The sequence below is a fragment of the Litoreibacter sp. JB4-2 genome (assembly GCF_055693445.1).
This window is the reverse complement of record NZ_CM146334.1, coordinates 2,305,769-2,329,790: the sequence shown is the minus strand read 5'-3', so window position 1 is coordinate 2,329,790 and position 24,022 is coordinate 2,305,769. Positions and strand designations below refer to the sequence as shown.

Below are 24,022 nucleotides of genomic sequence, written 5' to 3'. Positions count from 1 at the left end.
ACGCCATGCCGGCGCGGCCCACGAAGTCACAGATAGGGGGCTGTAATTCGCCCCACGCGTCGTATATCTTGGTTAATGCAAATTTCTGGCAAAGGAGCTCCGCGATGGGCCTGCGTATCAACGACACCATACCAAATTTGACTGTCACGACTGATCAGGGCGAGATTTCGCTACATGATTGGGTTGGCGACAGCTGGGCCGTGATTTTCAGCCACCCCAAGGACTTTACGCCTGTCTGCACGACTGAATTTGGCGCCGTGGCGCAACTGGCAGATGAATGGGCCAAACGCAACACCAAGGTGCTGGGCGTCTCTGTCGACGGCGTCGCTGACCACGTCAAATGGAAAGCCGATATCGAAAAAGTGGCCGAAGCAAAGGCGGAATTCGCCATCGTCGCCGACGAAGGTCTGGAATTGGCTAAAGCCTTCGACATGCTGCCGGCTGAATATGTGCTTCCCGATGGCCGCACACCGGCTGACAGCGCCACGGTTCGTTCCGTTTTCATCATCGGACCTGACAAGCAGGTCAAACTGATGATGACCTACCCGATGACAGTTGGACGTAATTTCGCGGAAATCATCCGCGCTTTGGACGGGCTGCAAATGTCGGCCAAAGGCGTCGCGACCCCCGCCAACTGGGAGGTTGGCCAAGACGTGATCGTGCCACCTGCGGTCTCGACCGAGGATGCAGAAGCAAAATTCGGTACTGTCACAACCGTGCTGCCCTACCTGCGCACGGTCAAAGCGCCGGGCTAACGTCAAACGCCCCAAAACACAAAAGGCCGGGTCATTGTGATCCGGCCTTTTTCATTTCTGAAACGCGAACCCTATTTCGGGTGCAGTACCACTTTCACGCCAAGTGGTACCTGCTGATACAAATGTGCGATATGCGCGTTGGTCAGCCGCACACAGCCATTCGACACTGCGGAATTAATGGTCCATGGCGCGGTCGTGCCGTGAATGCGCAGGAACGTGTCGCGCCCGCCGCGTGTAAACAGGTATAGCGCGCGCGCGCCAAGCGGGTTGCCGGGCCCACCGGGACGGCCATCTTCCCATTGCTTGTACTTATCAGGCTCGCGCTCGATCATATCTGGCGTGGGCGTCCAGGACGGCCATTCCTTCTTAGCGCCCATCCAAAATGTGCCAGATTCGTACAAATCACCGCGCCCGACGCCGCAGGTGTATTTGATGGCTTTGCCTTTCGGCAGGGTCCAATAAAGCGCGAAGGTCTTGGGATCGACATGTATCTCGCCTGCTGGCAACTCGCCCTGCAAGGTAATCACGCGTGGTTTAAATTCTTCCGGCAGGCTCCAAACCCGCCGTTGCGCCAGGGCAGGTGTCGCAAGCGTTGCAGCTGCAGCCGTACCCGCCGTCAAAAATAGACGTCGATCCATAGTCAAATCCCCTTTGGCCCTCTGGCAGTTCTTCGCGAGGGCAGACCGCCGGCAGCATAGCGGTAATCCGCTGAAGAAATAATAACAGCGTTGTGAGCGCCAAAAATTGTGGCGCAACGGCCACGCACATGAAAAAGGGCCCCGGCGCGCAAACGCCGAGGCCCCTAAATTTGTGGGCTAAAAGCCTATCCAACCATCGCGTTATCGTCGCGTTTGATCGCCACGATGGAGGATCGTGCAAGCTTGCCTTCGCCATCCGGGAACGGTGCCGCGGGGTGCTGAATGCCAACAAACATCGTGCGCTTGTCCGCCGACCATGTAATCCCCGTCACCTCAGAGCCATAGGGCCCGGTCATGAACCGCTCAATCTGGCCCGTCACCGGATCGCCCGCGAGCATCTGGTTGTTGCCCATACCCTCAAAGTCACCTTCGTTTTTGTAGTCGCCATCGGTCTGGATCCACAAAAGGCCGGTGCTGTCGAACATCATCCCGTCAGGCGAGTTGAATAGATTGCCCGCATTGATGTTGCTTGACCCCGCCTTGGCATCGCTATGCACGTTCGGGTTGCCCGCCATCACATACAGATCCCATGTGAATTCTTCCGATGTATGATCTTCATCCGCCGGGAACCAGCGCACGATCTGGCCGTATTTGTTGGCCTCACGCGGGTTCGGGCCACCGACCGGGGTTTCGTCACCACCTGCATTGGTTTTGAGGCCGCGGTTCTTGTTGTTGGTCAGGCAGCAATAGCCCTCAACAGAGATCGGGTTCACCGCGACCCATTCCGGGCGGTCCATGGTCGTCGCGCCCACCTTCGAGGCCGCCATGCGGGTGAAGATCGCAATCTCCGCCTCGCCCATGCCGGTGCTCGATGGCGTCAGAGCCATCCACTTGCCGCGCCCATCCACGTCAAACCGCGCGGCGTAAAGCTGGCCGTCATCCAGCAGCGTCGAGGCGTCACCGCCCGGCGTGTAGATGCCGTTGGAGACGTATTTATACATGAATTCCCCACGCTCATCATCGCCCATATAGACGACGACGCGCCCATCAGGGGCGATGGTGGCCGCCGCGTTTTCATGTTTGAAGCGACCCAAAGCGGTGCGCTTCACCGGCATCGAATCCGGGTTGGCCGGATCGATCTCAACGATATAGCCAAAGCGGTTCGGCTCATTTGGGTTCTTTGACACGTCATAGCGCGGATCAAACCCTTCGTAATTGTACCGCCCTTCGCTCTTGATGCCGTAACGGGCGTATTCAGCGGGCAGCTCAAAGCCGTCGTCGGTCGACCCGAAATAGCCGTTAAAATTTTCCTCGCAGGTCAGGTAGGTGCCCCAAGGCGTTTTGCCGGCCCCACAATTGTTCATCGTACCTAAAGCGGTCATGCCCTCTGGATCAGCCGGCGTTTTCAACAAATCATGCCCAGCAGCAGGCCCCGAGATCTTCATCGGCGTGTTATGCGTGATGCGGCGGTTCAGCGGGCTGTCGATCACAACGGACCAGCCGTCATCACCTTCAGCAACCTCAAACACGGCGACGCCCTGCAGGTTCTGCAATTTTAGAACGTCATCGGCGCTCGCCACCTTGCCCTCTTCGTTTTGCGGCAGGTTAATCTTGGTGTTCACATATTCATGGTTCACCGCGATCACTTGGCGGCTGCCAATGGTGAACAGTTCCATGCCATCCGTGTTCTCGCCAAATACGCGGTCAGATGACGCAACATCGCCGCCGGTCGCATGATCAAACTCAGGCGCGTCGGAAAACAGCGGGTCACCCCAGCTGACCAAAACGTCCCAGGAATACCCTTCTGGCACATGCACCAAGGCGTCTGTCGCGATCGGAACCGGCTTGAAGCCAAAGCGCGACGTTGCCGCTTGTGCCGAGGTTGTCCCCATCAGCGAACCTGCGCCCATCACGGCGGCACCGGACCCAAAAGCCAATACACCGCTCAAAAAGCCACGGCGGCTCAGGGCCACTTCTACAACGTCATCGAAATCGGTTTCATCCGGGCGGGGGCTCTGCAATTCGTCCCATTCGTCCCAAGACAGATCGTAGGTGTCGTCTCTCATCTAAAATGCTCCTTAGTAGCTGGTTTGGCAAAAAAACTTGCTGTGAAGAACTTAGAAAAAACGCGACTCGAAACTGTGACAGTCGCGTAACGGCTTTGTAACACAGGCGCTGCGCTCCAACAAAAAAGCCCCGTTTTTCAACGGGGCTTTGGATACTCGTGACGTCTGTGTCTTTTAGTCGCGGGCGGCTTTTCGGGCGCGCCAGCCAAGCAGCGCCAGACCCGCCAACAGCATCGGAGCAGACGCTGGAAGTGGGACCGGAGCGACCTCACTGATCGAGATGCGGAAGAATTCCGTATCGCGGCTAATAGAAGACACATCACCAAGCCCGAACAGCTGGGCCAGGTTTTCAAATCCGTTGTCACCATCGCCATCCCTGTCAAAGATGGAGGTGATCAAACCATTCTCTTCATTGCTGAGCAGGATGTCCGCAGCCGTGGAGGTTGCGAACTCGTTCACTTCCGTGCCCGCGTCATAGATCATTCCGGCGGTGATGCTGATATTGTTCAGGATCAGATTGCCGGCATCGTCAAACAAACGATACGCGAGCGGGTCGTCATTGCCAAAGAACGTGTCATTGGACGGCACGACCATTGCCAGGAAGGACGCGTATTGGTTCACGCCGGGATTGGCGATATCGACCTCAATCGTGGCCGAAGCGCCATCCGCAATAGGCCCGCCATTGGCGATAAACGCGCCTTGGGAATCCACGCCGTCACCGTTTTGGTTCGCGATCCGCTCAGCTGCCAAACGGTTGCCTTGGGTCGCAATGAAAGGTGGGATTGGCAGCTCAGCAACCTGTTCGACGCCTGCGCTTGCAGCGTCACCTGCGTCGAACGCGTCAAAACCGCCATCATGGAAACCGGCATAGACAGGCGTCGTCAGAAAACCAAAGCCATTGTCGTTTTCAAAAGTGATGGAAAGCGTCGTGGCGCCAGCCGCACCCGCTCCAAAAAGAAGGGCCGTGCTTGCGGCCAGAAGGGTAGATTTAGTGATCATATTTACACATCCGCTGTTGAATACATCTCGGTCGCGTGCCCCGCCAGAACAGCGAACCGCGCCAAGTTCGGGCAGGTTAGGCAGGAAAATGCCGCGGGTGGTTTCACGTGGGCGTGAGACGCCGCTAGCTCTTGCAAACGTGAGGTTGCGGGCATTTGCAACGCGAACATGAATTTTTAGGAGGAAATAAAAGTTAACAAAAACAGAATGTTAACGATTTCTGCCCTGTAGGTCTTCACGCAGCTGTCAAATGTCTGAGCCTGCTCAGTGTGCTTAATGTGGTCTGCTCACGAAAACGTAAAAGGCCCCGGCGTATCCACCGGGGCCATGGTTTGGGCGTCGATTGAAGTCTTACGCTTGGGCGCGTCGGCGCGCTTGCCATCCAAGCATCGCAAGCCCTGCGATCATCAAAGGCGCTGAGGCTGGAAGCGGCACGGCATTCAGCTCCGTTTCAACGACCGCGATTGAGCGCTCAGCGAGAAATGCATGTGCCGGGCGCGTCGGGTGTACGAGGTCTTGGAACAAGAAATGGCTTGCAACGCTTGGGTCCGTCGGTGCGCAATTGAAAGAGACGGCTTCAAAGACACATGGGTTGGTCCGGTCAAGATATCTCAGCGGGTTGTCGGGCCCGTTCACTGTGTCAAACAGGGCGTTCACATCCACTTCGAAAACGTTGATCCCCAAGCTGCTTTCCAGAAACGCCATGTTGCTCGACAAGGCCGTGTTGTAGGCTTCCGTCACGATGGCCGCGTTCTGCGCATATTGTGGCGATGCCAGCGTGTAGAGTGGCGAAGCGTCCAAATCTGGTAAGTTCATCACAATGAAATTGTCAAAGTTTTGCAACGGATTAAGCGCTAGCTGGCCGATAGATTGCGCGACCAGCCCCGCGACACCTTGCGCCAAGGCTTTCAGGCCAGCCTCGGTATCGGCCAAAGGCATTGAAAGCGGGGTCCCGGCGATGCCGAACAAGTCATTCGCGCCCATCCAAACGGACACCAAAGGGTTGGCACCGGGCTGAATAGCGGAGCTGACGACATCTTCTAACATCGCGCCGACCTGACCGCTCAGCGTCGAGGCGCGCGCAGGGTTGCCAGCACCTAATTCCGGCCCATTCGCCGTTGCACCGCCAAGCGCGTAATTCTCAGTGTCCTTCGATTGGCCGATGAACAGATTTTCGATGTCTTCCGCCCAAACTTCGCCATTGGAATATCGCGTGCCAAAATAGGGTGAGGCAGTTGGCCCCCGCCCTTTGCCGTCATCGCTCAGGCTGTCGCCCAATGAATAGAAGCTAGTAAACGCGTCGGTGATCGTAGTCGCTTGTGCGCCCGCACCAATCGCAATGCAGGCCGTTGCTACGGCAAATATGTGTTTCATAGTTAATCCTCCCAGATTGCCATCAGTGTTAACGGCAAAATCGTCGATTCTGGAAAAGACGTTACGTAAACGTAAAAAGCCCCGGCGTCGCAGCCGGGGCTTCTCAAAATCATCAATCAGAAGGGCTTATTCAGCCGTTTCTTCTTTCTTGATCTCTTCGCCAGTTTCCTGGTCGACCACTTTCATCGACAGGCGCACTTTGCCGCGATCATCGAAGCCCAACAGTTTGACCTTCACTTCCTGGCCCTCTTTCAGGACATCGGAAGGATGGTTCAGACGGCGGTTCTCGATCTGGGACACGTGCACCAGCCCGTCGCGCTTGCCGAAGAAGTTCACAAAGGCGCCGAAGTCGACGATCTTCACGACGGTACCGGTGTAAACCATACCTTCTTCTGGCTCAGCCACGATCGAGTGGATCATGTCATAGGCCTTCTTGATGGCCTCGCCGTTTGGCGAAGCGATCTTGATGATGCCGTCGTCGTTGATGTCGACCTTGGCGCCGGACACTTCCACGATCTCGCGGATGACCTTACCGCCCGTGCCGATGACTTCGCGGATTTTGTCCGTTGGCACCTGCATGGTCTCGATCCGTGGCGCGTGGACAGAAAACTCGCTGGCCGAGGACAGCGCTTTGTTCATTTCACCCAGGATGTGCATCCGGCCCTCTTTGGCCTGCGCCAGAGCGGTCTTCATGATCTCAGGCGTGATGCCCGCAACCTTGATGTCCATCTGCAGCGACGTGATCCCGTTCTCGGTACCCGCCACTTTAAAGTCCATGTCGCCCAAGTGATCTTCGTCACCCAGAATGTCGGACAGAACAGCGTAGCTACCGTCTTCTTCCAGGATCAGACCCATGGCCACACCGGCAACCGGCGCTTTCAAAGGCACACCTGCGTCCATCATGGACAGCGAACCGCCACAAACGGATGCCATCGAAGACGAGCCGTTCGATTCAGTGATCTCAGACACCAGACGCACTGTGTATGGGAAGTCGGTCGAGGCTGGCAGAACCGCCTGCAACGCACGCCAAGCCAGTTTCCCGTGACCAATCTCACGACGGCCGGGAGGGCCGAAGCGACCCACTTCGCCAACCGAATAGGGTGGGAAGTTGTAGTGCAGCAGGAAGTTCGACTTATACATGCCTGACAGGCTGTCGATCATCTGCTCGTCGTCGCCGGTGCCCAAAGTCGTGACAACCAGACCTTGTGTCTCGCCACGCGTGAACAGGGCGGAACCGTGTGTCCGTGGCAGGATGCCAACTTCGGAAACGATGTCCCGGATTTCGTCCAAAGCACGTCCGTCGATGCGCTTCTTGTTCTTCACGACATCGCCGCGCAGCACAGTGGATTCCAGCTTCTTCAAAGCGGAGCCGAGGTTTTCGTCCTCAAGCTGCTCTTCTGTCAGCTTCGACATCGCCGTTTCTTTTGCGGCAGCGACAGCGGCGGTACGCTCTTGCTTGTCGGTGATCGCGTAGGCGGCGCGCATGGCCTTCTCACCGGCTTTCGCAACGGCCTTGTACAGGTCGCTGTAATCTGGCGGTGTGAAGTCAAACGGCTCTTTCGCGCAATCTTCGGCAAAATCGACGATCAGGTCGATGGCAGGCTGAATTTGCTCATGCGCAAATTCAACAGCGCCCAGCATTTCGTCTTCAGTCAGCTCGTAGGCTTCGGATTCAACCATCATCACGGCGTCTTTGGTGCCCGCAACAACAAGGTCCAAACGCTGCTCAGGGTTCTGACGCAGCTCATGCATGTCGTCCATTTCCGGGTTCAGGATGTATTCGCCATCCTCAAAACCTACGCGGCAGGCCGCGATCGGGCCCATAAACGGCGCGCCCGAAATGGTCAGCGCCGCGGACGCCGCGATCATCGCAACCATATCTGGGTCGTTGACCAGATCGTGGCTCAGCACAGTACAGATCACCAAAACTTCGTTCTTGAAGCCAGGTACAAACAAAGGCCGTATCGGGCGGTCGATCAGACGCGATGTCAGCGTCTCTTTTTCGGTCGGGCGGGCTTCGCGTTTGAAGAAGCCACCCGGAATTTTACCAGCTGCGTAATATTTTTCGTTGTAATGAACAGTCAGCGGGAAAAAGTCCTGACCGGGTTTTTGCTGTTTCGCAAAAGTCACGGCGGCCATAACGGAGGTCTCGCCGTATGTGGCAATCACGCAGCCGTCCGCTTGACGGGCTACTTTGCCGGATTCGAGCGTAAGAGTCTCCTCACCCCACTCGATGGATTTTTTGGTCACATTGAACATGTATCGTTTCCTATCAGGGAGCACTCGCGGGCCTTCCCGCGTCTCCCATTTTCAATGGCGGCCCCATTGCCGCCGACCCCTCTTTCCTTTGTATGGCACCGGGGTCGGGGTGCCACGTCTCAGATAAGCCCGCGTATATAGGGGTTTTGAGCATTTGGAAAGTGTGGGATTGCTGCGCCTTTTGGCGCTGCAGCGACGGCTTACAAGTCATCCCAGCGGCTTAGCTGATACTTCCATCGTCCATAGGCATAATAGCAGCCCATGTAGGTGCCAATCAGCGGTCCAAGCCACAGGGTGAGGGTCACGGCCTCGGAACGTGGCCCGTCATCCGAGCCCCAAAAGGGCAGAACAGAAATCAAGCCAATCAGAACGGTGAAATATATGATCGACCCCAAAAAGCTGCGCCACATCGGTTTGTAATGCGGCGGGATCGGGGTGAGCCCGAGTTGCCGGAAAAACCGCATATAGGGTGGCACCGCGTTCGAGGGCCAAATGCCCGCCGCGTCGAGCTCGCAGGTCGCGGCATCAAACCGGCGTTCATAGTCGGACGTTGCGTCCCAGTTAGCAGAAGATTTCATGCCGCACACTTAACAGAATTGGGGTGTTTCTGATAGCCGAGACGCAACCCGGCGGCGCGCTCTCGCCGATGGCTGATCTCGATATCGGCAGCAATTTCAGAAGGTAAGGGAAGCCATACTATGCGAATCTAGGTTCGAGTTGGTAAACCAATGATTGTTAGAGGGCGGCCAGCACGAACTCTTTAACCCCACACACTTGCTTCCAGGCAAAATCGTTACAGAACGCTACATGGTGCTAACCTGTAGCGTTTTTACGTTCTGGGGACCTTGGCGAATAGCCCGAATTCGGAAACAGTGCGTTTTTCAAAATTTTTGGGACTTTTTCGACATTTCGGGCGGGCGTCCCCACGTTTTTGTGACTTATCAGCCGCAGGTTGACGTTAACGTCACTAAAACACCGCATGCGCGCCACGCTCGTCCACGAAATCGTCACGTTTCCCTAACGTAAAGTGGTCGCAAAGTCGGTCTGTTCCGAACTCTGGCGTCGCCTCAGCATCGTATTTCTGGGCCTCTGGGTCCCACACCAGCATCGATTCTGTAGCGTAGTAGTGCCCAATCCGCGCCAACTCAGCTTTTTCGGCCATACGCGGCGCAACTTTGCCCAATATGCTCAACACGGCAATAACGCCTTTGATCGCCGCGACAGGAACTTTGCGAAACTTCGGTGCCATTTCCAAAGCCTCAAAAAGTGCTGCTCCTTGGTCGAGCGGCGTCAAGGCGGGCCCAGGTCCGCCAATCGGCAAAACGCGGTTGGTTTTGTCGGCATCTGTGACGCAGGTCGAAAGGAACCGGCCCAGATCGCCGTCGCTGATCGGCTTACAAGCCGTCAACGTCCCGTCGCCGAAGACCAGATACGGCTTGCCCGCTTTCACCCGTTCAATCTGGCCTGACAAGGATTTGAAAAACGCCGTCGGGCGCACGATGGTCCAAGTCATCCCGCTGGCGCGTAGTTTCGTCTCAAAGGCCAGCTTGGCTTTCTGAAATGCAAGATGTGGTTTTTGTACGCAGATGGCCGATAGCAAAATGAACTGCTCTATCCCGGCCGCTTGTGCCTGCGCCATCACCGATAGCTGTAGGTCATGCTCGACAGCCCAGGCATCTTTGGGCGCGCCCGTTCGTGACGCAATGCAAGAAATCACTGCGTCATAGGCGCCTTCGGCCAGCTTCATCTGCTCCAGATCACCCAGCATAACCTCGCAGCCCGAAAGCCCGACTGCTTCTTTCCGCAAAAAGCACGTCACCCGATGCCCATCCGCCAAAAGCGCCTGCGCCGCCGCGCGCCCTATCGTGCCAGAGGCACCAAGAAGGAGGACATGTTTATTCATCGCCACAGCCTATGCCGATGCAACGCGCGGGCCAAGCCGTCGCGTTAACCCGATCTTAACCATGAAATTCTGTGCAAATTGGGGTGGGGCAATTTTTAAGTTGCCCCATTTTGTACAAAACAGCCCCGAAACGAAAAACGCCCGCCAGAGGCGAGCGTTTGAAATTCTTCGTATGCAAGGCCGTCTTAGCGACGAATGCCCAGCTTTTTGATCAGCGTCTGATACCGCTCTTCGTCTTTGGCTTTGGTGTAGTCCAGAAGCTTGCGACGCAGAGCAACCATTTTCAAAAGACCACGGCGACCGTGATTGTCTTTCTTGTGGGTTTTGAAGTGCTCGGTCAGCGTAGTGATGCGCGATGTCAGGATCGCGACTTGCACCTCGGGGGAACCGGTGTCGCCTTCTTTGGTGCCGTATTCTTTCATCAAGCGTGCTTTTTCTTCAGCAGTAATCGACATCGGGGTCTCCTTTAAAGGTTAAGGGTTATGGCGCAGGCCGGGATGTCGTCCAGCAAGGCCCGTGGAGGTAGAACCGCGCGTATAGGGCGACCAGATTAAAAAGGGAAGCGATTCCTTAGTCCCAAAGCTCAGGCTGCTGTGCATAGGCAATATAAAGCGGATGTTTCGGGTGCCCGGCCTTGCTTAAGCCCAAGTGATACAAGGGTTTACCGGTTGCGCGCATCAAGACCTCAACCTCCGGGCCACGGTTCAAATGCGCGCCATGCGTACCCCAAGCCGCGACGATCCTGTCCGCCCAGTCGCAGGCCTCAGCTATGGCAGTATCATTCATGGGGCCAATCGGTTCTGCCGTTTTGCGCATTTTGAACGGATCGGTGTCGCGCCAGGCGAAGATGTTGCAGACCCGAAACGCGCCATATCCCAAAGTCCGCGCCCGGCGCTCACAGCGTTCAACTGTTGGGTCGTTCTGCACCTCAGTGGCTGTCGATGGGTTCAGCATCACAAACGCGATTTTACCGCCCGCCTCATCCCAGATTCGGGTGAGGGCGTAGCGGTAACACTCGCAATCCGAATAGGTTGCCGTGCTGGCTGCGTCGTCTTTAAGATGCGTCCGGGTGATCATGGCCCGCCTTGTCGCAGGCCATGATCCGTTGTTCAAGCGGCTGCTGGTGCTTGTTGGCGTTGTGACTGACTGAAAGGTTTCATTTCAATCACATAGGCCGCGACCAAGGCGTAGATGATGTGCCCCCAAAGCGCGACCCAAGTGATCCCGGTGAAGCCCAGGAACGGCTTCATGCCGACAACAAGATGCGCGACGCCGTAAAGCGCAAAGACCCAAAGCCCAACGCCGTAGACCACTGCTGTGATCAGCCAGTGCAGCTTGGGCATGATCAGCTTTTGTAGGGGGCGGGCAACCAGAACCCAGCCCAGCGAATAGACCAGCATGCCGGTCAGGATGTGCATCGCGTCGGCTGCCCCTTTGGGCGAAGCGCCGAAAACAGTTTTCAACGTCCCGGAAGCAAGACCAACGGGGGCCAGTTTGGCAAAGCCAAAGAGCGGGGCAAGCCCTTGGCCAAACAGATCGAAAGCGATGGTGGCGAGCGCGCCGCCGGCGAGGATGGTCCAGATAGAATTGCGTGTCATTGTGAGAAGTCCTTGGGAAAGAGTTAAGTTGCCCAAGGTGTAGTCTGGCGCGGGTCGCCCAAGATAGCCCAGCTCACGCGGTGCTTATCACCCGCTCATTTCCGTGATCACTTTTGTAACAAAGCCCACCAGAATCGACGGTTTCTTCGCTTCTACGCCGATTTTTGGTGCGCCAGTGCACCAAATTGAAATAAATGGCACACTACTGATTGAAAACGCGGCTTGGATGCAGCTCCCCGGCCTTGTAGCGCCCCACGGCAACTGCTTGCCCATCAAGCGATGCCCAGGCTTCATCGCCATAGGTTGCGTCGGCTGCAAGCACCATGCCGGGGTTCCCATTGCGCAGCTTTGCGGCGCCATCGGCGGTTGTGGGCAGTTCAGGCAAATCTGCCAACCCGGTCTCCAGCGGCAGCAGCAACGCGTCGAGCTCGGGTTGTTTCGCCAGCTCTTCCACGCGGTCCAGCGTGATTGCATCTTCCAGCTCAAACGGCCCCGACCAGACGCGGCGCAGTGACACGACATGGCCGTAGCATCCGAGTGCCTCACCCAAATCACGCGCGATCGAGCGGACATAGCCGCCCTTGCCGCAAACCATGTGCAGAACCACGTGATCCACGTCAGGCCGCGCAACCATTGTCAGCTCGTCAACAAAAAGCGGACGCGCTGCCAGCTCCACATCTTCGCCCCCGCGCGCCAGAGCGTAGGCGCGTTTGCCATCCACTTTGACGGCCGAAAACTTTGGCGGCACCTGCATGATATCGCCACTGAAACCGGGCAAGGCGTCGATGATGTCTGCGTCAAACGGGCGCAGGTCCGAGATTGCAATTGCCTCACCCTCCGCATCATCTGTGTTGGTTGCTTCACCCAAACGCACTGTAAACTCATAGGCTTTCAACGCGTCGGTGATAAACGGCACGGTCTTAGTGGCCTCGCCCAAAGCCACAGCCAGAATACCTGTAGCTTCCGGGTCCAACGTGCCCGCATGGCCCGCCTTGTTGGCATTAAATGCCCAGCGAATTTTACCGACCACGTTGTTCGAACTGATGCCAGCAGGCTTATCGACGACAAGCCAGCCAGAAATGTCGCGTCCCTTTTTGCGGCGTCCCATGTGCTTACCTGTCCCTTGAAGCTAGAGCGCGCCTGCTACCGCTGCCGCCCTTGCGCGTCAATCACCTAGACGTCACAACACCCAGAATGGGGCCCATCCGTGCGCCACCATCGCTGCGATTCATCGCTGGCGCATGCATCCGCGAAATCGAGCCATCCAAAAACAGCGCATTTGGCACGTTCAGCACATCGCGAAACAGCGTCGCAAAATCGTGGAACCGCACGGCGTTGTCCGAGATGACAAAGTAAGTCGTCCCATTCGCATCAACACCAACCCCGTTGCGCCGTTTCTTCGAGGTGCTGTCGGCCAGAAATTTCGGATGCAAGTCGCCATCTATGACCAACATCGGCCCCGACTGCGTTGCGATCCGGCATTTTGGCGCAAGATCTGCAAAACGCCTGCTTTCGATCACGCGGGCGCGCGTGGCATTGACGCAAAAAACGCCATTTGGCAGCAGCCCGAAATTGCCGGGCCCTTCCCGGGTCATCAGGTTTTGCTGCTGGCCTTGATCGTTGATGAACAGCCCGACCGCGCGTCGGTCATCGTGATACATCCCCCCGTTCATCGCAAACTCGAGTGTTTTACCCGTTTCAGAAAGTGTTTGGTCGAGTGTATCAAACTCGCCAAACGGGATACCTTTTGGATCGTTCAACCACAGCCCGATCCGGTCAACCTCGGCTACCGCGCAAACCGTATACCTGTCGCCCAAATGCGTGGTCTGCGCGCAGGAGGTTTGTGCGACCCCAGCGCCCGAAAAGACACAAACGAGAAGGAGGGCCCTAATCGCTGTCCACATCGCGGCGCACATCATCTTGGCGGAGCAGGCGGCTCGTTTCATCCATCCGGTCAAAGCTGTCATCCAGAACAAACCGCAGATCGGGCGAGTATTTCATCGTCATCTCTTTGCTCAGCGCGCGGCGCAGCTCACCTTTGTTTCGCGCCAGGGCCTCAATCGCCTCTTTGCGCTTTTCGCCGCCCAAGGGCAGCACAAAAACAGTGGCGATTTTTAGGTCGGGCGAGGTGCGCACTTCCGATACGGTGATCGACATGCGGTTCAGATCGGGGTCATGGATGTCACCCCGATTGAGCACATCGGCCAGCGTGCGGCGGATCAATTCGCCCACACGCAATTGCCGTTGAGAGGGGCCGCCCCCCGAGAAATGAGAATTCTTTGCCATGGCCTGCCACTTAATCCCCTTGCGCGGGTGGCGCAATGGGGCCTAGATCACACCCGCTTGTAACAAAAAGGGGCGTGCTATGACCAGCTTGCCAGGGATTGTCATCACCGGAGCGTCGGGCCGCATGGGCCAAATGCTGATCGAGACGGTGAACGCCTCGGACAAATGCCGCCTCATTGGCGTGACCGAACGCGACGGCCATGCTTGGATCGGACGCGATCTTGGCACTTGCATGGGCGGGGCGGAGACAGGCGTGCCGGTCGTCTCTGACGCCATCGAAGTGGTCAAAGACGCCCAAGCAATCATCGATTTCACAACGCCAGCAGCTACAGTGGCCCATGCCGAATTGGCAGCGCAGGCCCGTGCGGTGCATGTCATAGGCACCACCGGCATGGCTGATGAGGACCTTGCGAAACTATCTGCCGCCGCCCGTCATGCGCCGATTGTACGTGCTGGCAATATGAGCCTCGGGGTCAATTTGCTGACCAAGCTGACCAAAATGGTGGCGCAGGCCCTAGACGATGACTTCGACATTGAGATTGTTGAGGCCCATCACAAACACAAGGTTGATGCGCCCTCAGGCACCGCTTTGATGTTGGGTGAGGCCGCTGCAGAAGGACGTGGTGTGGCCTTGAAAGATGTACGCGACAGTGGGCGTGATGGCATCACCGGCGCGCGCAACCGCGGCGACATCGGCTTTACGGCAATTCGCGGCGGCGACGTGGTGGGTGAACATGACGTGATTTTTGCCGCCGCTGGCGAACGCATCGTACTGCGCCATCTGGCCACAGATCGCGCGATATTTGCACGTGGCGCGGTCAAAGCGGCGCTTTGGGGTCAGGACAAAGGCCCAGGCGAATATGACATGATGGACGTGTTAGGGCTCTAGACCGGCAAATTTCCGCTATGGTATGAAACCAAAACGGGCATCCGTGCGTATCTCTAACACAACCGTGGAGGCACAATGTCCAAATTTAGGTTTTCAGCAATGATTGTGGTGGCGTTATTTGCCGCCTCTCCGGCGTTCGCGTTCGAAAAGGTCGATTCACGTGATGCGTTCCTGGAACTTGTTGACGGTAAAACCCTGCGGCTCACTGGGATCAAGGTGCAAGTCTCGCCATCTGGGCAAATTACCGGCCGCGCGTTTGGACGCGGCGTGCGCGGCGCATGGCAATGGCAAGACGGCTTTTTTTGTCGCTCGCTCTACTGGGGCAAACGCGATTTGGGTCCCAATTGCCAAGAGGTGCGCGCTCATGGCAGCAAAATTCGCTTCACCTCCGACCGGGGCACTGGGCAATATGCGGACCTGAATATCAGATAGCACGGCCTGCTAGTTAAAAGTCGACCGCAATCCCCTTGCGTTCCCAATCGCCATAGCGAACCGGCTCGGGCCCGTCGCGGCCGCCCAGCTCGACCGGCAATTCCATGTCTTTGGCCTTTTTCTTCCGCTCCGCCGCCTCGGCAAGAGCGCGCTTTGCAGCGTCTGGCAAGTCTTGGTCTGGTTCTTTGCTCATACCTGCTGATATACGCCGCAAATCGAAGGAGACAAGGCATGGCCGACCGAGAGCGCGCAACATCGAAACCGGACAAGGGCGGGTTTGCGGCCCGCGAAGGCGCGATTGGTTTGCTCGATGGTGTCACGGAAGACCGGGAGCAGCTTTCCGATCTGACGCGCGGCATTGGTCCGCTGTCCGGGCTGTCGCCCGCCGACAAAGCCCGCGCACAGCGGTTAACACTGTCGACTTTACGCCACCTCAGCCGCGCCGATGCGATCATTACCCGCTACGTCAACCGGTTGCCACCGGTCACAGCATTGAACGTTTTGCGCCTTGCGGTTGTCGAGTTGTTGGTTGAGGGCGAGGCGCCGCATGGCGTCGTCGACAGCAGTGTGACCTTGATGCGCCGTAACCGTCAATCACGGCGCATGTCGGGGCTCGCCAATGCCGTGTTGCGGCAGGTCGCGGTCGAGGGGCCCGAGATTTGGCCGACCTTGCCGGTGCCGACGCTCCCCAAATGGTTGCGCCGTCGGATCGTGCATATTTTTAACGAAGAGATTGTTCAGCAGATAGAGGCGGCCCATCTGTCCGGCGCGCCCCTGGATATCACGCCGAAAGACCCGGCGGGTGCAAAAGAACTCGCCGCGCAGCTGGGTGGCGATTTGCGCCCAACGGGTTCGATCCGCCTGCAAAACGCAGGTCAGGTGTCCAGCCTGGAAGGCTTTGAGGCAGGTGATTGGTGGGTGCAAGATGCTGGTGCGGCGCTTGCGGTGAAATTGCTTGATCCGCAGCCGGGTGAACCGGTCCTTGATTTCTGTGCGGCCCCGGGCGGCAAAACCATGCAGCTTGCGGCTGCGGGTGCGCAGGTCACGGCGCTTGATGTCAGCAAGCCCCGGATGGCGCGGGTCCGCGAAAACCTTGAACGCACGGGGCTTAGCGCGGAATTGGTCATCGCCGACGCGATGGAATGGGAGGCGGATCAATTCTACGACGCCATCCTGATTGACGCGCCATGTTCTGCCACGGGTACGATCCGTCGCCATCCCGACCTACCTTTCGCCAAGTCCGGCAAAGACCTTGACGAGCTGTTCGCGCTGCAAGCCGCAATGATCGACCGCGCCCTGATTGCGCTCAAACCCGGCGGGCGGTTGGTTTACTGCACCTGTTCGCTGTTGACGGAAGAGGGGGAACGGCAAGCCAAAACGGCGATTGCGCGGCATGATTTGGAAGAAATTGTCCCCGATCTGGACGTTTTGGGAATTCCGGCGGACTGGAGGCATCCCGGTGGTGGGCTTCGATTGCGCCCTGATTTCTGGGCTGAGTGTGGCGGAATAGACGGCTTCTTTATGATTTCACTGCGCAAACCGGGCTGAGCCGTGACAGGCCGCGCAGCTGCACGTTAACAACAATATCAAAGTCGAATTTGGGCACAGGTCATAGGTTTGGGCGCTTTCAAAAACTCCCCCTCGACGCAGCGCAGCGGGCGCCGCTTTTGGGTCGCGTCCAATCCCGGCTCAGCGGCAAACCCGCCCCTGTCAAAGGCTTCGTGCACCAGCCAGAACCGCGTATGAAGGGCTCCCAAGCGCGTGGGCGGCAGTTGATCGCAGGGAATTTCCGTTTCGCAGGACATTTGATCCAACAGCCTGACAGCTCAATCTGGGACCTGACCGTGCCCGACGGCGCTTTTGCCGAGGCGCTGCATGGATTTGAATGGCTCGATGATCTAGCGGCGCTTGGCGACGGCGCGGCGCGAAGGCTGGCGCAGGCTTGGGTTCAAGGCTGGATTGAAAAATACGGCATGGGACATGGGTTGCCATGGACTACTAACCTAGTTGGCAGGCGGCTCATCCGCTGGATCAGCCATGCGATTTTGTTGATGAACGGCCAAAGTGCGGAACAAAACAAGCGCTTCTTCTTCGCGTTGTCGGTTCAGGCCAAACATCTGGCGCGAAACTGGGATGGCACGGCGCCCGGTTTGCCACGGTTTGAGGCGCTGACCGGGCTACTTTACGCAGGCATCAGCTTGGATGGACTGGGGCACACTGTAGCCCAAGTATCGCAAGCACTTGCGCGCGAATGCGAGACGGAAATCGATGCCAGTGGTGGGTTATCCACCCGCAATCCAGAAGAGCTTTTGGAGGTCTTCACGCTGCTGACCTGGGCGGCGCTTGCAGTGCGCGATGCGGGCCACCCGGTACAACCTGCCCATAGCGAAGCCCTGCTGCGCATCGCCCCGACCTTGCGTGCATTGCGGCATGCGGATGGCGGGTTGGCGCGGTTTCATGGCGGCGGACGTGGCGCAGAAGGGCTGCTTGATCAGGTGCTCGCCAACTATCCTGAAACAACCAACACAGTGCCCATGATGCCGATGGGGTTTGCGCGGGTGCAGCTGGGAACAAGCAGCGTCATCGTCGATGCTGGCAGTTTTCCAAAGCAAAAAAGCAGTGCGGAGGCACATGCGAGCTGTTTGGCATTCGAGCTAACCTCCGCGCGCAATCCGGTCATTGTGAATTGCGGGTCGGGGACGATGTTGGGGCCGGACTGGCGCCGTGCTGGCCGGGCGACGCCTTCGCATTCCACATTGTCGATTAATGGTGTTTCATCAGCCCGCCTGAAAGCGCATGCCGGGAGCGAACTTCTTGTTGGCGGTCCGAAAAAGGTGACAGCCAAGCAAGAGGGCGCAACCTTGCTGCTTAGCCATGATGCTTACCTTAAGACCTTCGGGCTTACCCATGTTCGCAGGCTCGAAATGGAAGCAGACGGCAGGCTGATCAAAGGCGATGATACGCTGGGGGCGCTGGACGAGGCCGCGCGCGCTAGGTTCGAAGACCACATGGATCAGAACGCTTTGTCTGGCGTCGATTTCTCGATCCGCTTTCACTTGCATCCTGACGTATCGCCGTCACTCGACATGGGCGGAACCGCGATTTCCCTCACGCTCAAAAACCGGGAGGTTTGGGTCTTCCGCACCGCCGGTGAGGTCGAAATGCGGCTTGATCGGAGCGTTTTTCTGGAAAAAGACCGTTTAAAGCCGCGTCCGAGCCAACAGATCGTTTTATCTTCGCGGGTGATGGAGTATGGGGCGCGGGTCAGCTGGGTTTTGGCCAAGGCGCAGGAGCCGCCAACTTCCATGCGCACCACCGCCTGAAACCAGGCAGCTGGCATCGGACCCGAAGCCCTAGATCCCGATGAAGGACAGATATGACCGATCTTGCGCCCCTGCGCCGCGCCCTGCTTTCCGTTTCTGACAAAACCGGCCTGATTGAGCTGGCCAAAGCGCTCCATGACCGTGGGGTCGAGCTGCTCTCAACCGGTGGGTCAGCCGCCGCGATCCGTGAGGCGGGTTTGCCCGTGCGTGACGTTGCCGACGTCACCGGGTTTCCCGAGATGATGGATGGCCGCGTGAAGACGCTGCACCCAATGGTGCATGGCGGGCTGCTGGCACTGCGCGATGATGCGGGTCACCTCGCCGCCATGGATGAGCATGGGATCGGCCCAATCGATCTGTTGGTCGTCAATCTCTACCCGTTTGAGGAAACCGTCGCCAAAGGCGCGGACTACGACACCTGCATCGAAAACATTGATATCGGTGGCCCCGCGATGATCCGGGCGGCCTCCAAGAACCACAAATTCGTCAGCGTTGTCACGGATGTTGAAGACTATGATGCATTGCTCGCTGAACTGGACTCCAATGAAGGCCAAACCACCTATGCGTTTCGCCAAACACTTGCTTTGACCGCCTATTCGCGCACCGCCGCCTATGACGCGGCCGTTTCGGCCTGGATGGCGGATGCTTTGGGCAAGACACCGCGCCGCCGCGCGGTCGCAGGCAAACTGGCTCAAACCCTGCGCTACGGGGAAAACCCGCACCAATCCGCAGCCTTTTACACTGATGGTAGCGCGCGGCCGGGCGTGGCAACGGCCACCCAGCATCAGGGCAAGGAGCTGTCTTACAACAACATCAATGATACCGATGCCGCATTTGAACTGGTCGCGGAATTTGACCCCAAAGACGGCCCCGCCGTTGCGATCATCAAACATGCCAACCCTTGCGGTGTCGCGCGCGGCGCGAGCTTGGCGGACGCCTACGAGAAAGCGTTTCAATGCGACCAAACCTCAGCCTTTGGCGGGATTATTGCGCTAAATCAGCCGTTAGACGGTCAGACTGCTGAGGCGATCAGCGGTATCTTCACAGAGGTCGTGATCGCGCCCGGCGCGGACGCAGTTGCCTTGGAGGTTTTCGCCAAGAAGAAAAACCTGCGTTTGCTGACCACAGACGGGCTGCCCGACATTCGGCAAGGCGGTTTGACCTACAGGCAAGTCTCGGGTGGCTTGTTGGTGCAGGATAAGGATGTCGGCCACATCGCGGCAAGTGACCTGAAAGTGGTGACCAAACGTGCGCCTACTGATCAGGAGGTCGCCGATATGCTATTCGCGTGGACCGTGGCCAAACACGTCAAGTCCAACGCGATCGTCTATGCAAAAAACGGTGCCACGGTCGGCGTCGGCGCAGGCCAGATGAGCCGTGTGGATTCCACTCGCATCGCAGCGCGCAAGGCTCAGGATATGGCCGATGTGATGGGGCTGTCTGAAAGCCCGACCATCGGCTCGGTCGTCTCGTCAGACGCGTTCTTCCCATTTGCAGACGGATTGATCACGGCGGCGGAGGCCGGGGCGACAGCCCTGATCCAACCAGGCGGCTCGATGCGCGACGATGAGGTAATCGCGGCAGCCGATGAGCTTGGCCTCGCGATGGTCTTCACCGGTATGCGGCATTTCCGGCACTGATATGCGGCACGTCTTCCTGGCCTTCCTGTTCGCCTTTGCCACCGACCAGTTGTCGAAACTGTGGGTGATGCGCGGGCTTGGCATGCAGGTGGGCGAACGGCTCGATATCTTGCCGCCGCTTCTGGTGTTCAAGTTCGGTTGGAATGACGGGATCAATTTTGGGTTCTTTGGCGGAAACCCGGATGGCGCGCGCTGGGTTCTAATTGCCCTCGCACTTGTGATCTCAGCGCTTCTACTCTGGTGGGCGAACCGTTCGATCACGCGGCCTATTGCGTTGTTTGGGGTCGGATTGATCATCGGCGGGGCGCTCGCAAATGCGTTGGATCGCGTGCTCTACGGGGCGGTCGCGGATTTCCTGAACATGTCTTGTTGTGGGATCAACAATCCGTTCATTTTCAACATTGCCGACATTTGGATCTTTGTTGGCGCCTTCGCCATTGTGCTATTCGATGAGGCGAAAAAAGACGGTGCAAACACCGCGTGACGGCCCCGCGCAAATCGGATAAACACAAAATCAAAGCGGGCTAAGGAGGCAGACAATGGAACCAAATAGCAAAATCCTGATCGGGATGGTGCTGGTGGCATTGACTGTGACGGCCTGCGGGCGCAACCGCGAGCCGAGCCTCCTCAACATCAAATCAAACACCGACGGGCCGGATGAATTCGCGATCCTGCCCAACAAACCTTTGACGCAGCCTGAAGATTACGCGGCCCTTCCGCAGCCCACACCGGGTGGTGCCAATCGTGCCGATGCCAACCCGTTGGCAGATGCGACACTTGCGCTTGGCGGTAACCCCAATGGTGGCATTTCCGATGGCGGTTTGGTCAACTATGCGTCGCGCTACGGCGTGACCCCCGGCATCCGTGAGCAACTGGCCAAAGAAGACCTTCAATTTCGGCGTGACAACAATGGGCGTGTATTGGAGCGCTTGTTTAACGTGAATGTCTATTTCGAAGCCTATGAAAAGCAATCGCTCGACCAGTATGGCGAGCTGGAGCGGTTGCGCCGGCTTGGTGTGCGGACGGTTTCTGCGCCGCCCGAAGGCATTGAAGACCCGTCTTAATTCTACACAATGTCTTCACGAGCGCGTAGGCGGCGTTGAAACACGTGCCGCGCGCCCCATACTCTGAGCCAAGATATTTCTAACAAAGGACGCCCCATGCTGCGCAGATTGCTGACCCCTCTTGCGGCCCTTCTGACTTTTCCTGCCGCTGCTGCCGAAAATGTAACGACCTTCACATTGGAAAACGGGCTAGAGGCCGTGGTCATCGAAGATCACCGCGCGCCGGTTGTGGTCCATATGCTATGGTACAAGGCCGGCGCGGCCGATGAAAAACCCGGCGTCTCTGGCATTGCGCATTTTCTGGAACACTTGCTGTTCAAAGCGACCGACACTTTGGAGGCAGGCGAGTTCTCCGCCGTTGTTGAAGCCAATGGCGGGTCAGACAACGCCTTCACTTCGCAGGACTACACCGGATATTTCCAACGCGTTGCGGCCGACCGTCTGGGCCTGATGATGCAAATGGAAGCGGACCGGATGCGCAACATCCGTCTGACCGAGGAAGACATCATCACGGAACGCGACGTGATTTTGGAAGAGCGCGCGCAGCGCACCGACAGTGACCCGGGCGCATTATTTGCTGAGCAGCGCAGCGCCGCGCAATACATCAACCACCCCTACGGCATCCCAATCATCGGCTGGCGCCATGAGATGGAGCAGCTTGATATGGAAGATGCGCTCGATTTCTACCGTACTTACTACGCCCCGAACGCGGCTATTTTGATTGTCGCGGGCGATGTGGAGCCCGCCGAAGTCGAAGCTTTGGCAAAAGAACACTATGGCCCGCTTGCCCCAACCCTTGATCTGCCCGAACGCGAGCGCCCGCAAGAGCCGCCACAACTAAGCGAACGCCGGCTGGTCTATGAAGACCCACGTGTGTCGCAACCCTATGTGATCCGCACCTACCTTGCCCCTGAACGCGACAGGGGAGATCAGGAAACGGCTGCGGCGCTGACAGTGCTGGCCGATATTCTGGGCGGCAGCGCTGCGACCTCCGTTTTTGGTCAGGCGCTCGAGTTGGAGAACCCGAAAGCGGTCTATACCTCGGCTTTCTATAGTGGCGTAAACTATGACGACACGACCTTCGGCCTGGTGATCGTGCCTACGCCTAACGTCACCCTGCAAGAGGCGGAGGATGCAATGGATGCAGTCGTCGCGCAGTTTATCGAGGACGGCGTTGACGCCGAGCAGCTCGAACGTGTGAAAACGCAAATCCGCGCCTCCGAAATTTACGCGCAAGACAATGTTGGTGGATTGGCGCGCCGGTACGGCACCGCACTCACATCCGGCCTGACCGTCGAAGACGTGCAAGCCTGGCCCGACATTTTGGAGGCCGTGACTGAGGAGGACATCATAGCCGCGGCGAAACTGGTGTTTGATCGCAACAAGGCTGTGACGGGTTGGTACCAGAAACCCACACAAACCGGGGAGGTGACCCAATGATCCGTTTTGTCCTGACCGCAGTTACGCTGGTGTTTCTAAGCGTTCCGGCGCGCGCCATCGATATTCAGGAAGTCACAACACCGGGCGGCATCACCGCTTGGTTGGTTGAAGAACACTCCATCCCTTTTGCGGCACTTGAAATCCGGTTCAAAGGCGGCGCATCGCTGGATCGCGAAGGCAAGCGCGGCGCGATCAACCTGATGACCGGCTTGATCGAAGAAGGTGCTGGCGATTTGGATGCAACCGCCTTCGCTGCCGCGCGGGAGGCCTTGGCAGCCAGCTATGGTTTCGATGTGGGCGACGACTCGTTTTCCATCTCAGCGCAATTTCTCAGCGAGAACCGGGACGAAGCCGTTGCTCTGCTGAAACTTGCCCTCACTGAGCCGCGGTTTGATGAAGCCGCTTTGGAGCGGGTGCGGTCGCAGATCCTGTCGATTATTGGGTCCGATTCCAAGGACCCGAACTCCATTGCCAGCAACACTGCCGCACGCCTGAACTGGGGGGACCACCCTTACGGCTCAGACAGCAATGGAACGCTGGAAAGCGTCGCTGCCCTGACTCGCGATGATGTGGTTAATGCGTTCGGCGATGTACTAGCCCGCGACCGGCTTTATGTTGGTGCTGTTGGCGATATCACCGCTGAGGAGCTTGGCGTGATCCTTGATGATCTGCTGGGCGGATTGCCCGAAACCGGCGCACCCATGCCTGAGCAGGCGAGCTACCTGCAATCGCCCGGCATCACTGTGGTCCCTTTCAACACCCCCCAATCGGTCGCTATTTTCGGCCATGAGGGCATTGATCGGCATGACCCTGACTTTTTTCCGGCCTACGTGATGAACCAGGTTCTGGGCGCTGGTGGCTTTGGCTCACGCCTCATGGAAGAAGTGCGTGAAAAGCGTGGTCTGACCTACGGCATTGGATCTTACCTTGTGCCAAAGGATTACGGGTATCTTTATCTGGGCCAAGTGGCCTCATCAAATGACCGTATCGCGCAAGCCATTGACGTCATTCGCGATGAGTGGGCACGGCTCGCGAGCGAAGGTGTGACGGAAAAAGAACTGGAAACGGCCAAGAAATACCTGACCGGCGCCTACCCGCTGCGTTTTGATGGCAATAGCCAGATCGCAAGCATTCTTGCTGGCATGCAAATGGATGACCTGCCGATTGACTACGCAGACACGCGCAATGACAAGGTGAATGCCGTCACACTGGACGATATCAAACGTGTCGCCGCGCGTTTGTTGCGGCCAGAGGATTTGCATTTCGTCGTTGTTGGTCAGCCCGAAGGGCTCGAAAGCACCAATTGAGTTCCAAACCGTTCTGACATAGCCGAATCGACATATCCCATGCTAAACC

Annotated in this window: 24 protein-coding genes; 10 read left to right on the top strand and 14 right to left on the bottom strand. The window is 57.7% G+C overall.

Going from position 1 to position 24,022, the window contains the following annotated elements; genetic code table 11:
• Window positions 1–104 precede the first annotated feature (104 nt).
• Window positions 105–755, top strand: a complete 651-nt coding sequence (locus ACZ1G7_RS11615) for a peroxiredoxin (RefSeq protein ID WP_472659561.1) — start codon at window positions 105–107, stop codon at window positions 753–755.
• Window positions 756–826: 71 nt separating this feature from the next.
• Here ACZ1G7_RS11615 and ACZ1G7_RS11610 read toward each other — a convergent pair whose 3' ends face one another.
• From ACZ1G7_RS11610 to rbfA, 13 genes are all read right to left on the bottom strand, one after another.
• Window positions 827–1,393, bottom strand: a complete 567-nt coding sequence (locus ACZ1G7_RS11610) for a L,D-transpeptidase (protein ID WP_472659560.1) — start codon at window positions 1,391–1,393, stop codon at window positions 827–829.
• A gap of 185 nt (window positions 1,394–1,578) precedes the next feature.
• Window positions 1,579–3,459, bottom strand: coding sequence for a PhoX family protein (locus tag ACZ1G7_RS11605; protein ID WP_472659559.1), 1,881 nt, complete (start codon window positions 3,457–3,459; stop codon window positions 1,579–1,581).
• A 174-nt stretch (window positions 3,460–3,633) separates the two neighbouring features.
• On the bottom strand, window positions 3,634–4,458 hold the full coding sequence (locus ACZ1G7_RS11600; RefSeq protein WP_472659558.1) for a spondin domain-containing protein: 825 nt from the start codon (window positions 4,456–4,458) through the stop codon (window positions 3,634–3,636).
• 351 nt (window positions 4,459–4,809) lie between these two features.
• On the bottom strand, window positions 4,810–5,832 hold the full coding sequence (locus tag ACZ1G7_RS11595; RefSeq protein ID WP_472659557.1) for an SGNH/GDSL hydrolase family protein: 1,023 nt from the start codon (window positions 5,830–5,832) through the stop codon (window positions 4,810–4,812).
• Between the two features lie 126 nt (window positions 5,833–5,958).
• Window positions 5,959–8,091 (bottom strand): polyribonucleotide nucleotidyltransferase, encoded by a 2,133-nt coding sequence (pnp, locus tag ACZ1G7_RS11590; protein ID WP_472659556.1) that lies wholly within the window; start codon window positions 8,089–8,091, stop codon window positions 5,959–5,961.
• 200 nt (window positions 8,092–8,291) lie between these two features.
• The gene (locus ACZ1G7_RS11585) at window positions 8,292–8,669 is read right to left on the bottom strand and encodes a DUF6404 family protein (RefSeq protein ID WP_472659555.1); all 378 of its coding nucleotides are present in this window, start codon (window positions 8,667–8,669) and stop codon (window positions 8,292–8,294) included.
• 389 nt (window positions 8,670–9,058) lie between these two features.
• The gene (locus ACZ1G7_RS11580; protein WP_472659554.1) at window positions 9,059–9,994 is read right to left on the bottom strand and encodes an NAD(P)H-binding protein; all 936 of its coding nucleotides are present in this window, start codon (window positions 9,992–9,994) and stop codon (window positions 9,059–9,061) included.
• A 185-nt stretch (window positions 9,995–10,179) separates the two neighbouring features.
• Window positions 10,180–10,449, bottom strand: a complete 270-nt coding sequence (rpsO, locus tag ACZ1G7_RS11575) for a 30S ribosomal protein S15 (RefSeq protein WP_472659553.1) — start codon at window positions 10,447–10,449, stop codon at window positions 10,180–10,182.
• Window positions 10,450–10,564: 115 nt separating this feature from the next.
• Complete coding sequence (locus ACZ1G7_RS11570; protein WP_472659552.1) at window positions 10,565–11,071, bottom strand: DUF1643 domain-containing protein; 507 nt, start codon at window positions 11,069–11,071, stop codon at window positions 10,565–10,567.
• Window positions 11,072–11,103: 32 nt separating this feature from the next.
• Window positions 11,104–11,592, bottom strand: a complete 489-nt coding sequence (locus ACZ1G7_RS11565) for a hypothetical protein (RefSeq protein ID WP_472659551.1) — start codon at window positions 11,590–11,592, stop codon at window positions 11,104–11,106.
• A gap of 202 nt (window positions 11,593–11,794) precedes the next feature.
• The gene (gene truB, locus ACZ1G7_RS11560) at window positions 11,795–12,700 is read right to left on the bottom strand and encodes a tRNA pseudouridine(55) synthase TruB (protein WP_472659550.1); all 906 of its coding nucleotides are present in this window, start codon (window positions 12,698–12,700) and stop codon (window positions 11,795–11,797) included.
• Between the two features lie 61 nt (window positions 12,701–12,761).
• Complete coding sequence (locus ACZ1G7_RS11555; RefSeq protein ID WP_472659549.1) at window positions 12,762–13,409, bottom strand: phosphodiester glycosidase family protein; 648 nt, start codon at window positions 13,407–13,409, stop codon at window positions 12,762–12,764.
• A 70-nt stretch (window positions 13,410–13,479) separates the two neighbouring features.
• Complete coding sequence (gene rbfA, locus ACZ1G7_RS11550; RefSeq protein ID WP_472659548.1) at window positions 13,480–13,878, bottom strand: 30S ribosome-binding factor RbfA; 399 nt, start codon at window positions 13,876–13,878, stop codon at window positions 13,480–13,482.
• A 79-nt stretch (window positions 13,879–13,957) separates the two neighbouring features.
• Between rbfA and dapB the strand changes: the two genes are divergently transcribed.
• Window positions 13,958–14,767, top strand: a complete 810-nt coding sequence (gene dapB, locus ACZ1G7_RS11545) for a 4-hydroxy-tetrahydrodipicolinate reductase (RefSeq protein WP_472659547.1) — start codon at window positions 13,958–13,960, stop codon at window positions 14,765–14,767.
• Window positions 14,768–14,866: 99 nt separating this feature from the next.
• A complete protein-coding gene (locus ACZ1G7_RS11540; protein WP_472659546.1) occupies window positions 14,867–15,199 on the top strand; it encodes a dihydrodipicolinate reductase in 333 nt (110 codons plus the stop codon).
• 13 nt (window positions 15,200–15,212) lie between these two features.
• Here the strand turns inward: ACZ1G7_RS11540 and ACZ1G7_RS11535 are convergent, their stop codons facing one another.
• Window positions 15,213–15,392: a DUF1674 domain-containing protein gene (locus ACZ1G7_RS11535; RefSeq protein WP_472659545.1), complete on the bottom strand. Its 180-nt coding sequence runs from the start codon at window positions 15,390–15,392 to the stop codon at window positions 15,213–15,215.
• 38 nt (window positions 15,393–15,430) lie between these two features.
• On the opposite strand from ACZ1G7_RS11535, the gene ACZ1G7_RS11530 reads away from it, so the two are divergent.
• The 7 genes from ACZ1G7_RS11530 to ACZ1G7_RS11500 all read left to right on the top strand — a co-directional run bounded on the left by ACZ1G7_RS11530 (window position 15,431) and on the right by ACZ1G7_RS11500 (window position 23,973).
• Entirely contained in the window at window positions 15,431–16,747 is a 1,317-nt protein-coding gene (locus ACZ1G7_RS11530) for an RsmB/NOP family class I SAM-dependent RNA methyltransferase (protein WP_472659544.1), read from the top strand.
• 119 nt (window positions 16,748–16,866) lie between these two features.
• Window positions 16,867–18,522 carry a heparinase II/III family protein gene (locus ACZ1G7_RS11525; RefSeq protein WP_472659543.1) on the top strand — a complete coding sequence of 552 codons (1,656 nt, stop codon included), beginning with the start codon at window positions 16,867–16,869 and terminating at the stop codon, window positions 18,520–18,522.
• Between the two features lie 53 nt (window positions 18,523–18,575).
• The gene (gene purH / locus ACZ1G7_RS11520; RefSeq protein ID WP_472659542.1) at window positions 18,576–20,162 is read left to right on the top strand and encodes a bifunctional phosphoribosylaminoimidazolecarboxamide formyltransferase/IMP cyclohydrolase; all 1,587 of its coding nucleotides are present in this window, start codon (window positions 18,576–18,578) and stop codon (window positions 20,160–20,162) included.
• Window position 20,163: 1 nt separating this feature from the next.
• Window positions 20,164–20,646: a signal peptidase II gene (lspA, locus tag ACZ1G7_RS11515; RefSeq protein WP_472659541.1), complete on the top strand. Its 483-nt coding sequence runs from the start codon at window positions 20,164–20,166 to the stop codon at window positions 20,644–20,646.
• Window positions 20,647–20,701: 55 nt separating this feature from the next.
• Window positions 20,702–21,226: a DUF3035 domain-containing protein gene (locus ACZ1G7_RS11510; protein ID WP_472659540.1), complete on the top strand. Its 525-nt coding sequence runs from the start codon at window positions 20,702–20,704 to the stop codon at window positions 21,224–21,226.
• Window positions 21,227–21,322: 96 nt separating this feature from the next.
• A complete protein-coding gene (locus ACZ1G7_RS11505; protein ID WP_472659539.1) occupies window positions 21,323–22,666 on the top strand; it encodes a M16 family metallopeptidase in 1,344 nt (447 codons plus the stop codon).
• Entirely contained in the window at window positions 22,663–23,973 is a 1,311-nt protein-coding gene (locus ACZ1G7_RS11500) for a M16 family metallopeptidase (RefSeq protein ID WP_472659538.1), read from the top strand. The genes ACZ1G7_RS11505 and ACZ1G7_RS11500 overlap by 4 nt, the downstream gene beginning before the upstream one ends.
• The last annotated feature ends 49 nt before the right edge of the window (window positions 23,974–24,022 follow it).